Raw genomic sequence first — 11388 nt, 5'->3', positions numbered from 1 at the left:
GAGACGCTCCTGCCAATCTAAGAATTTCGCCGCAGCTGCCAAAACCGATCCAACAGATATATCCTCCGTACAGGAGTGCCAATCGAAAGGACAAACACCACTGTACCAACAGCTTTGTTCGGTAAAATTGCGAATGACTCGTTCGGAACATTCGGAATAACCCTGCAAATTGATATGAGGTGCGGGTTGTCCGTAGCGTCTGTGCCAAGCAGGACCGAAGATGGTAATGGTAGGCACATTAAGGGCAGCAGCGATGTGAGCGAGTCCAGTATCAACTGCGATCGCTAAATCTGCTTGGAATAAACCAGCTGCGAGTTCCCGCAGAGTTCCCCGTTGCCAAATTCGTGCTGTCTTGCCAATTTCTGCCCTAACCTGCCGCGCCATCTCTTCATCGTCACCTCCAGCAACAATAATGGTGGCGTTATACTTCTGTTGTAAGGCTTTGCCAACTGTAACAAAATTCTGTGTTGACCACCGCTTGATTGGCATTGCCGAATCGGGCATGAGAAAGACCAATGGACGGTATGCGGCTCCAAATGTTTGCCGAGCTGTAGCTATTTCACTCTCTAGCAGGTGAATCAGATCCTCCTCTACCCCCCTTAAAAAGGGGGGAGAAAGCCGCTTCTCTGCTCTACCACTTGAGTCAGGGTGGGAAGATTCGATTGCTCCCTTTAGCAAGGGGGGAGAAAGCCGCTTCTCTGCTCCACCACTGGAGGCATGTGAAGATCCAATTGCCCCCCTTTTTAAGGGGGGTTGGGGGGATCTGCCGTGGCGTAGTCGAGCAGTTGCAATTAAACCCGCTTCAAACAAAATTTGACAAAAGCGATCGCTTATGAATTGATTATCGGGCGGGTTACGCCATAAATTCGTCACCGTGCGTTTAGCACTACTATTATGAATTAGCTCGGCAATGCCATCATAATTGACATCAGAAACAATCAGATCGAAATTCTGCTGAGTGAGTATCTGCTCGACCGATTGACGCGCTGCTCCTCGCTGGGCAAAAATGACTTCATGTATGTGGCGATCGCTTTGTAGCAGTTCGCCACCTGGAGGAAAAGTCAGCACCGCGATCCGCGCTTGAGGATGGGACAATGCCAAAGCTTTAATCGCCGGTAGTGCGATAATTAAATCTCCAATTCCTCCCAATAATTCAATAAATAAAATTCGTTTCACTTTGACTAACAAATAGGTAATAAGTGTGGCGCGTCAAGACTGCGATCGCTAATTGTGGTTGGTAATTCTTGGTGATATGCTCCTGAAGGGAGTAAACCGCAACCGCCATATTTTGCCATCAGCCGCAATTGTACTAACACGTCCTCGCCGCAAGCATGGGGAGGAAGTTCTTGCCAAAAGTTGTATCCGCCGACATCTAATAATTTTTGGCGATCGTAGATGGCGCAGCCGCTTGCCCAGGCTATACGATATTTACGCGGGCGATCGCGGGTTGGAATTAAGACATCAATTGTTCTATAATCATTTTTCGTCACAATTTGGCTCCGAACAGAAAATTGAGTTACGACAACGCCTATAAATATTTAGCTGAAGAGTATCCTGCTGATTTTGTCTGGTGGTTAGCGTCAGTTAAAACGGCGATTTGGTAGCGTTCCTCTCGAAATTGAGGCACAAATTCAGACATTAACTACTACTCAGTTGGAAGCATTAGCAGAAGCCCTCCTTGATTTTACAGATGTTACCGCTCTCACAACGTGGGTGCGCGAACAGGCATAGCTAGTTGGCGAACCTGCAACAGTTCTAACGCAGCATTTACGACTCTTTCAGGTTCGACTAAACGCAAGCAGTGGTAATGTCCTTCAGGACAAATGCTTTTATAACAAATCCGACAAGGAACGTCGTGAAAAATGACACGATTGAGAACTTCCCAAGGGGTGTGTTGCGGGTTAGTTAAAGCATAAAGATCGACAACTGGTGTACCGACTGCGGCAGCAATATGCACGGGAGCAGTATTATTAGATATTAATAAATGTGCTTTTTCTAATAATGCAGCAAGTTGGGATAAATTCAGTTTATTCACGAGGAAAAAAGAAGGCGATCGCATCTGAGAACGAATTGATTCGACGAGTTCTATTTCTGATTCTATACCTGTAAAAATAACTTGAATATTATAGTCTTCCACTAATTTACGTGCCGCGATCGCAAAACTTTCTGGAGGATAGCGACGAGAAATTGCTGTTGCGCCTGGATGCATAACAATCCAAGGTTGGCTGAGATTAATATCGATTTCCTCAAGTATGTTTTGAATGTTTTTTCTCGCAATTTCCGATATCTGTACTCTCAAGCGTTTATCTTCAACTGTACTACCAATACTAGCTACTAAATCGAGTTGACGTTGAACTTCGTGACGGGTAAAACTTTCCGGTTCGGGATCTTTAACCCAATTGGTTAGTAATTGATAAGGGTTTTCATGACAATGTGCTAATCGCAGTGGAATACCTGCCATGTAGCACAGAAAGGCAGTAGGTAGAGGACTTTGACTGTAAACCGTAAAAATGACTACTGCATCAAAATTTCTTTCTCTCAGTTCGGAGATAATGGCATATTCAGGATCGCTATTTTGGCGGGTTGCAGTTGCTTTTAACCAGGGAGAGTCGTAAACAATTAAGTCATCAATATCTAGTAAAAGTGGTGCAACTACAACACCTGCTGAAGAAGTCATTAAGGTAATATGGCGATCGCAGTCGGAAGTTTTTAAAGCACGGATGGCGGGAGTTGTCATAATAACATCGCCAATCGTGTCTAGTCTGACACAGAGAATTCTTTTGGCGTTATGCCAAAACTGTTGATTTTCCATTAGAATTTAAATTCACCGATCGCTGATAACTGTTAACTGTTAACTGTTAACTGTTAACTGTTAACAAAGGTTTGATAGATGCGGTTGACTATTGCGGTTGTAGAAATGTTGCTGACGTAAGGTAAGATTTTGACTTCGCCACCTAGTTCTGCGATCAAAGGAACTTCAGGTAGCATTTCTGGTGTGTAGTCTCCTCCTTTAACGTAAATATCAGGACGAATAATTTTAATCAGTTCGCTAGGGGTTGATTCAGCAAAAGGAATGACATAATCGACGCTTTCCAAAGCAGAGAGAATTGCCAAGCGATCGCTCAAACAATTTACAGGACGATTTGCACCTTTTAATTGTCGAATACTCTCATCTGAGTTAACACCAACAATGAGAATATCTCCTAATTGTTTTGCTTGTTTTAAATAGGTGACATGTCCGAGATGTAGAAGATCGAAACAACCATTGGTAAACACAATTTTGTGTTTCCAATTGCGGTGTTCTTGGATCGAAGTTACTAGCGATTCCCGACTGACAACTAGTTTTTGATTACCAGAAAGAGACTGGTGTAATGCTGATAAGCTACAAGTCGTCGTACCTGGTTGAGTTACCACAATTGCTGCTGTTGCAGATGCGATCGATCCAGCAAGTTTTCCTTCTGCACCTGCGGCTAAGGCAAGGGTTAAGCCGCTTACGAATGTATCTCCTGCGCCCGTTGCTTGGCTGTTGGACGTGGGATGGGAAGGGATAATGTAGGGAGGATTGTTACGCTCAAAAATGATGGCTCCCTCGGTATCTAGGGTGACTGCGGCAAGGTGGGTGTTAATTAAATCGAGTAGTTTTTCTCCCCAGTCTGCGATCTGTTGAATTCGTTCTTTTCCTTTTAAAGCTGAGATTCCTAATAGTTGAATGGCTTGCTGATAGTTAGGTTTAATTGCAGTGATATTAACAAACTGAAAATTTTTCAACTGTTTAGAATCAACAACTATAGTTCGAGGATACTGTGCTTGAAGTTGAGCTATTGTTTGAATAATTCTTGGTGTGAGAATCCCGCCACCGTAATCTGAGACTACAATTGCGTCACAAGTTGAATAAAGACGGTTTAAGTTTTCAATAAGTTGGTTTTCAACTTGAGGATCGATGATTTCTGTACTACCGCGATCGCACCTTAAAAGTAATTGAGAGTCAGAGGAGATGCGTTGTTTGAGTAAAGTTTGCCTTTGGGTAGAGGCGATTAAATTATGCGTGGAAATTCCTCGTTCTTGGAGAGTTCGTTTTAAGCGATCGCCTTCTAAATCGGTTCCTATGACTGATATGAATGATACACTTGCTCCCAAACGAGCGATATTTGCTGCTGTATTTGCTGCACCTCCAGGTACATCTTTCAAGCTACTAACATCGACGATGGGAACGGGTGCTTCTCGGCAAAGGCGGTTAGAGGTTCCTTCTAAGTAACAGTCTAACATTGCTTCGCCAATCACAAGAACGTGCAAGTTTGTCCATTTATTGAGATATTGTTGGGCAATCATAATTTATATTCCATGATTTTGTTTTTGTGTCACGCAAAGACGCATACGCGGAGCGTTCTCGAAGAGTAGGCGCAAAGATTTTTTGCGATTTAAGTATGAATAATGTTAAGAATAGGTATGTTTTTTCTGTGGAGGCGAGCGATCGCTTGCCATAATTACCGCAGCAGCTTCCCGTAAGTTATGTACGATAAAGTTGGGTAATCGCGATCGCGATAGTTGCCATTCAGTTTCATTACTATTGTTGATTAGAATTGTGCGGCAACCTGCTATATTTCCTGCTTCAATATCATTTAAAATATCACCAATCATCCAAGATTGATGTAATTTAATTGAGTGTTCGTCCGCTGCTTTTTTCAGCAAGCCAGGATTGGGTTTACGACAATCGCAATCAATCGCAAATTTTGTTACAACTCCTTGAGGGTGGTGAGGACAATAATAAAAACTTGTTAGAGAAACACCAGCAGTAGCTAATAATTGCCGTAAATGTTTCTCTACCTTAATGAGAGCCGTTTCTGGAAAGTAGCCGCGTGCTATACCAGATTGATTTGTAACGATCAAAATTTGGTAGCCAGCAGCAGCTAAAATTTGTACTGCTTCTAATGCACCTGCACAAAGTCGAATTTTATCTGGATCGATGTTGTAAGGAACATCTTCAATTAAAGTACCATCTTTATCCAGAAAAACTGCTTTCATATTTAGTAGGGAGCAGGAACCAGGGAGCAGAAGTAGATTTAATCCAAAATCCAAAATCAAATCAGGGCCAAGAACTTTCTTTCATTGGTAAAACCATGATTTCTGGAATTACCGTATCGGCTGGTTGCATTAATAGATATAAAACTGTTTGAGCAACATTTTTTGGATCTTGCAATGTGCTTAAATCGAGTTCGGGAAAACGTTCGGTTAAGAAAGGGGTTCGCATCCCGCCAGCGACCACAGCAGTTACTTTAATATTGTGCGGTCTACCTTCAACATGTAGAGCATGAGAAAAGCCTAATAATCCCCATTTGCTAGCGTGGTAAGCTGATGCGTTTGCCCATGCTCGTTTAGCCGCTGTCGAAGTAATATTAATAATAAAACCGCCTCCCTGTTCTCTCATTGGGGTAAAAACGGCTTTAGACATGATAAATGGTCCCGTTAAATTCACATTAAGAATACGCTCCCATTCTTGAACGGGCATTTCTTCAATTGGAACGGTTAAATCTACGCCTGCGTTATTAACTAAAACGTCTATTTTTCCATATCGAGCCACAATTTTTTCAATAACAGTTTCAACTTGTGCGGCGCTAGAAACATCAAGTGCTACTGCCATTGCTTCTTTGCCGTTATTGCACAAACTTTGAGCAACTTTTTCTGCTAATTCAAGACGAATATCGGCAATAATGGTGACAATTCCAGCATCAGCTAAGGTATGACAAATTGCTTCGCCTAATCCACGCGCGCCACCTGTAACTAGTGCTACTTTTGCAGTTAAATTTTGCATAATTTTGTTCTTTTGATTTGTTATTGGGTAATGGGTAATTGCTCACTGATAACTAATAACTGATAACTGCTCCCTACTCCCTGCTCCCTGCTCCCTGATAATTGGGATACTGATGCTTGTGGAATGGTTAATAGTTTTTCCTCTACCAATCCGCACAATAAATGCACTACTAACAACTGAACCTCTTGAATTCGTTGCGGATCGTTGGCAGGAACGCGAATTGCAATATCTGCAAGTCCTACCAGTTCACCACCGTTACCACCAAGGAGGGCAATGCAACTAAGATTTTGCTGGCGTGCTGCTTGGAAAGCGTTGATGACATTACGCGATCGCCCACTAGTACTAATACCGAGCAATATATCTCCAGGTTGAGCAAAGGTTTTCACCTGTCGGGCGAAAATGTCGTCATATCCCACATCATTTGACCATGCAGTCAAAATTGCACTATCAGCCGTCAGTGCGATCGCGGGTAGTCCTGCCCGATAGGGACAGCGAAAACGACCGACGAATTCGGCAGCCAGATGCTGCGCTTCAGCCGCACTACCACCATTACCGCAAATTAAGACTTTTCCCCCTTGGGCAAAGCAGTGGCTTAATTGCTGGGCTGCTGCGAGAATCCCTTCACTCAGGGTGGCTTTAGATGCTTGAAAAGCTTGAATTGCTGCATCGAAACTACTTGCGATCGCTGCCAATTCATGCATGGAATTACCAACCAATTTGCTACCTGCTAAAACCGTTTCGTAGAGTGCGGCAATCTCACTAGTAACTTTTTGCCAGGTGAAGCATCGTTCGACGTGGCGGAGTGCCTGTTTGCCTAAAAGGTGTAACAAAGAGTGGTTTTGGAACAGAAAGGCAAGGCGATCGCCTAATATTTCCGGTTCGTTGGGTGCAACTAAATATCCCGTCTCTCCATCTTTAACTGTAAATTTAATTCCTCCCACATTCGAGCCGATGACGGGCGTACCGCAAGCCATTGCTTCTAAAGGGGTAATGCCAAACGGTTCGTACCAAGGAGTCGTCACAAAGACATCCGCCGCACTGTAAAAATATTTCAGTACCTCGCGCCCTCGATGACCGATAAACGTGACGCGATCGCCGATTCCCAAGGTAGATGCAATCGCGTTTAAGCGACCGATCTCAGGCGTAATTTGCGGATCGGGATGAACGGACTCGCCCCCCACAATTAGCAAACGTGCTGCAATTTCATGCTGCTCGACCAAACGCGCAAACCCTCGGATCGCATTATCCACACCTTTACGAGGAACTAGGCGACCGAGTTGCAGTACGATCCTTTCCTGTTGAGGTATACCTAAACTCAATCGTGCTTGGAAGCGCTCGATCTGCCAAAACTCCGAGCGATCGAAACCGCAGGGAATCACCTTAATCTTTTCAGGATCGGCTTGATAAAGGGAAAGTAAATCTTCTCGATCTTGGGGACACTCGGCAATAATTTTGTCGGCTTCCCGCACGATCCGATCTTCAATTGCAAAGCGTTCGTCAGGAAATCGATCGGCATTGCCTTGATGCAAACGCCGTACCCGTCCTAACGCATGAAACGTAACCACAAAGGGAATTCCTCGTTGGCGCTTAATTTCTGCGGCAACTAAGGCTGACATCCAAAAATTGGCATGGATCAGGTCGTAGCGCCACTGACGATCCATAAAAGCGATCGCATTGGCAGTAAATTCCTCCATGTGCGGTAGTAATGCCTCTTTGGGCAATACCTGCGGCTTACCTGCGCTAACGTGAATAATTCTGACTCCGCAATGCCACTCCACCACCTCTGGTAATTGGGGTCGATCGCGTCGCGTGAATACATCAACGCTATAACCAATTGCTGCCAAGTGTTTTGCTACCTGACCGACATAAACATTCTGACCACCACTATCAACCCCCCCAAAAATTCCTAACGGGGTGGCATGTTCGCTAATTAGGGCAATGTGTTTCATGGGAAGGGGTGAGGAGTTAGGGGTGTGGGGTGCGTGGAGAAGGGTGTAGGGTGTAGGGTGTAGGGTGTAGGGTGTAGGGTGTAGGGTGTGGTGAACAAGATAATTGCGCTCATGGCGCGAATTGCGAAATTTCCCTTGTCTTTTCAGGCGGCTGACAAGGAACGTTGAACGACAGAGAAAAAGGCTTCGTCCCAGTCACGGGTGAATCGTTGGATGTTGAAGCGTTTTTGAGCTTGTTGTCTCGCCCCTGCACTGAGGTAATGAGCTAAATCGGGATTAGCAATCAACGATCGCATTTGCTCAATTAAGCGATCGAGATCGGTGTCGATGTAACCGGAAATTCCGTTTTCTACCACTGTGGCTAATTCTGTGGTTGCCAAACCAACAATGGGTAGCCCTACCATCATCGCTTCGCATACTGCTAACCCCAAACTGGTATAGCGGACTGGATGGAAGAAAAAACGATATTTTGCGGTAAATTGAGCTAGTTGGGCGTGGGGAACTTCTCCTAGTCCACCTAGAGACTCTGCGTCCATTCCAACTAAATCTAACGGTACGGACTGACACACGCGCTCGAAAATATCTGCACCTAAACGCCGTCCTCGTTTGCCTAAACCGTTGACAACTACTAATCCCTTGGCGATTTCTCCTGTATATTGCACGTTGGTAGGAATGACTACGCCATGATCGATAACGCGAGTCGGCGATCGCCCGTTATCCCACATCAACTGATTGAAATGAGTGACGTGAATTAATAGCACGTTGCGATCGTCAACTATATGTTTGGTATTCGTCGGATGTTCTTGAGGGGGATCGTGTTCTAAATAAATTTGAGGTAGTCGTTGCTGCGATTCGGATAGAATTTCGTATTGGTCTTGTAAGTAATTTTTGCGCGACTGAAATAAAATGCAGTCAAATTCAAGATTTCGTACTTCTTCAGCTGGAATATCTCGCACGTTGTCCCCCCACGGAAAACCAGGTAAACGTCCGCCGTAGCCTTCTGGTTTGTCTGGTTTCACGGGTAAATAAAACTCATGATTTGCTTGAGTTAGGTAGTACAAGTAGCTACCGTGAACGTGCCAAGTGAGAATTTGCATAAAAAAAGTTAAAAGTCAAAAGTTAAAAGTTAAAATTACTTACTTGATAATTGGTAGTTGGTAATTGGTAGTTGGTAAGAGAGTGGTGCGTGAATCAATTTTAGATTTTGAATTACTCCTTTGTTTGCTGTTAACTGTCAACTGTTAACTGATAACTGGTCACTGATAACTGAACCGCCAAATTCTCGCGATCGCCCCACGCGAATCGGGATTTCAGCTAAATAGGCTAAATAAGCAAAGGGATAAGGAGATTCATTGTTGTTAGTTAAGATAATTGCTGCCTCAAAGCCAAATTGATTTAGATTTTCGACTAATTCTTTTTCTATAGCTGGATCTTGCCAAGTTGTTGTATGAGTGATGATGCGATCGAACGATCCCCCCAACCCCCCTTGAGAAGGGGGGCAATTCAATTTCTCCCACCTTTTTTGAAAAGGGGGGTAATTCAATTTCTTCCATCTTTTTTGAGAAGGAAGATAAATAAAATCCGATTTTTCTAAACCCCCTTTTGAAGGGGGGCAAGGGGGGATCTGCTCTGCATATAATATTAATAAAGTAATCTCTGCATCCGTTGATGTTTCTCGGATTTTCTGCAACTCATTTTGTAAGAAAGTTAATTCTGTTTCTATATCTCCGATAAAAATAATGAGCAAACGTCGCATCTGTTGCCAATTAATTTGCATACACTAAGCCGTTACATATTTTTGACTTTTAACTTTTAACTTTTGACTTGCTTACCTCCTGTTGTAAGAGGTCTTTTGCTTGAGTTAAGACAGATGCGATCGCACCTTCATTGCTAGCAACAACAATTCGATGGCGATCGCGATCTAGAGGTCCCCAGCGTTCGGGATCGGAATTAGAAAATATGACTACGCTCTTAACTTGTAAAGCAGATGCTAAATGCGAGACTCCGGTATCGTTGCAGATCAAAAGTGCAGTTTGTTTGAGTAATGCCCCTAATGCGCCTAAACTGGTGCGTCCTGCTAGGTTAATTGCAGGGGTATTCATAGCCTCGGCAACCGCTTCAGTTAAACCTGTTTCTGCTACGGTTCCGGTGAGAACGATCGCAAACCCTTGTTGAGCTAATGCATCGGCGACAAGGGCAAATTGACGTGGTGACCAACGGCGATCGCTTATACTTGCACCTGGATGAATGCAAATATAGTGCTGAGGTTGTAAGTCATACACCGCAGATATTTGTTGTAATTCCCACCAGTCAGATTCCCAAAGCGGAAATTCTAATTGTTCGCCTTGTAAGGGAATACCTAAAAATGCCATCAAACATAGATGCCGTCTTACTTCTGCTTCTCGATCTGGATAGGGTAAAAACCATTCTGGATCGGGACAGTAATATCCTGGCAAGAAAAAGCCTGCATTCAATTTCGCTCCTAGTAATACTGCGAACGAATTACTCACAATACCGCTACCGTGCATTTGAATGACTAGATCGAAGGCTTGCGCTTGCATTTGAGTCAAAAATGCATGAGTATGCTGGGGCGATCGCCATCCTTCAGGAATCCCTGGATAACCTGGAAACTCTAACCAAGCATCTATATAGCGGTTGAATCGCTTCACAAAGCTTTGAGAGTTAGGTAAACCAATCAGTGTAATACGTGCTTCAGGTAAGGCAGCACGTAAAGCCCTCAACGCCGGAACAAGGCATAGTAGATCGCCTAGTCCTGGTAAGCAACGGGCGATCGCCACTTGCGATACTTTTGGGAGTCGATGGCTGTAACTCATAGACTGACTCGCCTACTTTTGTTCAACTATCTTAGGCAAGTCGTCTAGATTTTTTCATTGGGCAGTTGTCCAAATAATTGCTGATTTATTCACTCAAAAATTGTGCAATTGCACAATTAAGATAAACAATCTTTTTTCTTCTTTCTATAGGTAGATTCAACCTTGCATAAAAGTGTTCATTTTCTGCAAAGAATGAAGTATTTTTTCATACTTAGACAAGTGTAGCAATCTTTGAAAACAGCAATCCTAGACCGTGCTTTTCTAAGGTGGACAATGCCAGCCCTATACCCTTCACAAATGACAAATGACAAATGACAATATTATCAAGCTCAATTAATCTTTAGGACGAGGAACAAATAATCTAGGTGCTTGAGGTCGGGCTAATAATTCGCGCCACAGTAGTTCGTAGCGATCGCTCATCTGCCTAACTGTAAAATTAGCTTTGGCAATTTCTCGCCCTCTTTGACCAAAACGCCAGCGCAATTGAGCATTGTCCCTTAACTGTCGCAGTGCCAATGCTAGCCCTACAACATCATTTTTATTGACTAAAAATCCTGTTTCGCCATCAATAACTGCTTCAGCTACGCTACCGACGCGAGTAGCAACCACAGGACGTGCAGCCAACATCGCCTCTACAATTACTAGGGGAAAACCTTCGGTTGTGCCTCAAGAAAGTGTGGGATAAGCAGCAATATCATTCCAAGTCCAAGGACGCTCGGCTAACTCTGCTCGCTGTGCTGCTGTAGTTCCCAGGCATGAATGTTGCCAAATCCAATTGAAGTAGCTGATAACTAAA

The 11388-nt window shown here is 43.9% G+C and carries 11 protein-coding genes and 2 pseudogenes; 1 reads left to right on the top strand and 12 read right to left on the bottom strand.

Annotated features, from left to right (window positions below; genetic code table 11):
• Nucleotides 1-1176: glycosyltransferase family 9 protein (locus tag ACRC32_RS08670; RefSeq protein ID WP_438553582.1), on the bottom strand; the 1176-nt coding region annotated here is incomplete at its 3' end.
• Between the two features lie 5 nt (nt 1177-1181).
• On the bottom strand, nt 1182-1490 hold the full coding sequence (locus ACRC32_RS08665; RefSeq protein WP_438553581.1) for a hypothetical protein: 309 nt from the start codon (nt 1488-1490) through the stop codon (nt 1182-1184).
• Between the two features lie 127 nt (nt 1491-1617).
• On the opposite strand from ACRC32_RS08665, the gene ACRC32_RS08660 reads away from it, so the two are divergent.
• On the top strand, nt 1618-1731 hold the full coding sequence (locus tag ACRC32_RS08660) for a DUF4351 domain-containing protein (protein ID WP_438553583.1): 114 nt from the start codon (nt 1618-1620) through the stop codon (nt 1729-1731).
• Here the strand turns inward: ACRC32_RS08660 and ACRC32_RS08655 are convergent.
• The 10 genes and pseudogenes from ACRC32_RS08655 to ACRC32_RS08610 all read right to left on the bottom strand — a co-directional run.
• Complete coding sequence (locus ACRC32_RS08655) at nt 1703-2812, bottom strand: glycosyltransferase family 9 protein (RefSeq protein WP_438553580.1); 1110 nt, start codon at nt 2810-2812, stop codon at nt 1703-1705. The genes ACRC32_RS08660 and ACRC32_RS08655 overlap by 29 nt on opposite strands.
• 53 nt (nt 2813-2865) lie before the next feature.
• Nucleotides 2866-4329: a D-glycero-beta-D-manno-heptose 1-phosphate adenylyltransferase gene (rfaE2, locus tag ACRC32_RS08650; RefSeq protein WP_438553579.1), complete on the bottom strand. Its 1464-nt coding sequence runs from the start codon at nt 4327-4329 to the stop codon at nt 2866-2868.
• 105 nt (nt 4330-4434) lie between these two features.
• Nucleotides 4435-5022 (bottom strand): D-glycero-alpha-D-manno-heptose-1,7-bisphosphate 7-phosphatase, encoded by a 588-nt coding sequence (locus ACRC32_RS08645; RefSeq protein WP_438553578.1) that lies wholly within the window; start codon nt 5020-5022, stop codon nt 4435-4437.
• Between the two features lie 61 nt (nt 5023-5083).
• A complete protein-coding gene (locus tag ACRC32_RS08640) occupies nt 5084-5809 on the bottom strand; it encodes an SDR family oxidoreductase (RefSeq protein ID WP_438553577.1) in 726 nt (241 codons plus the stop codon).
• Between the two features lie 20 nt (nt 5810-5829).
• Complete coding sequence (locus ACRC32_RS08635) at nt 5830-7758, bottom strand: glycosyltransferase (protein ID WP_438553576.1); 1929 nt, start codon at nt 7756-7758, stop codon at nt 5830-5832.
• 143 nt (nt 7759-7901) lie between these two features.
• A complete protein-coding gene (locus ACRC32_RS08630) occupies nt 7902-8855 on the bottom strand; it encodes a glycosyltransferase (RefSeq protein ID WP_438553575.1) in 954 nt (317 codons plus the stop codon).
• A 137-nt stretch (nt 8856-8992) separates the two neighbouring features.
• Nucleotides 8993-9535: a hypothetical protein gene (locus tag ACRC32_RS08625; protein WP_438553574.1), complete on the bottom strand. Its 543-nt coding sequence runs from the start codon at nt 9533-9535 to the stop codon at nt 8993-8995.
• A 28-nt stretch (nt 9536-9563) separates the two neighbouring features.
• On the bottom strand, nt 9564-10592 hold the full coding sequence (locus ACRC32_RS08620; protein ID WP_438553573.1) for a glycosyltransferase family 9 protein: 1029 nt from the start codon (nt 10590-10592) through the stop codon (nt 9564-9566).
• A 333-nt stretch (nt 10593-10925) separates the two neighbouring features.
• Nucleotides 10926-11240 (bottom strand): annotated as a pseudogene (locus tag ACRC32_RS08615) (glycosyltransferase); the annotation flags it as partial.
• An 18-nt stretch (nt 11241-11258) separates the two neighbouring features.
• Nucleotides 11259-11388: pseudogene (locus tag ACRC32_RS08610) on the bottom strand (IS1 family transposase); the annotation flags it as partial.

This window comes from Chroococcidiopsis sp., from assembly GCF_051657925.1.
Classification (GTDB): Bacteria; Cyanobacteriota; Cyanobacteriia; order Cyanobacteriales; family Chroococcidiopsidaceae; genus Chroococcidiopsis.
The sequence above is the reverse complement of the archived record's forward strand: the minus strand, read 5'-3'. Positions and strand labels throughout refer to the sequence as shown.

What these genes read in the sequence shown, in the direction of transcription:
- rfaE2 (WP_438553579.1), bottom strand. Translation starts at nt 4,329, where the DNA reads ATGATTGCCCAACAATATCTCAATAAATGGACAAACTTGCACGTTCTT.
- ACRC32_RS08625 (WP_438553574.1), bottom strand. Translation starts at nt 9,535, where the DNA reads ATGCAAATTAATTGGCAACAGATGCGACGTTTGCTCATTATTTTTATC.
- ACRC32_RS08645 (WP_438553578.1), bottom strand. Translation starts at nt 5,022, where the DNA reads ATGAAAGCAGTTTTTCTGGATAAAGATGGTACTTTAATTGAAGATGTT.
- ACRC32_RS08640 (WP_438553577.1), bottom strand. Translation starts at nt 5,809, where the DNA reads ATGCAAAATTTAACTGCAAAAGTAGCACTAGTTACAGGTGGCGCGCGT.
- ACRC32_RS08635 (WP_438553576.1), bottom strand. Translation starts at nt 7,758, where the DNA reads ATGAAACACATTGCCCTAATTAGCGAACATGCCACCCCGTTAGGAATT.
- ACRC32_RS08655 (WP_438553580.1), bottom strand. Translation starts at nt 2,812, where the DNA reads ATGGAAAATCAACAGTTTTGGCATAACGCCAAAAGAATTCTCTGTGTC.
- ACRC32_RS08620 (WP_438553573.1), bottom strand. Translation starts at nt 10,592, where the DNA reads ATGAGTTACAGCCATCGACTCCCAAAAGTATCGCAAGTGGCGATCGCC.
- ACRC32_RS08630 (WP_438553575.1), bottom strand. Translation starts at nt 8,855, where the DNA reads ATGCAAATTCTCACTTGGCACGTTCACGGTAGCTACTTGTACTACCTA.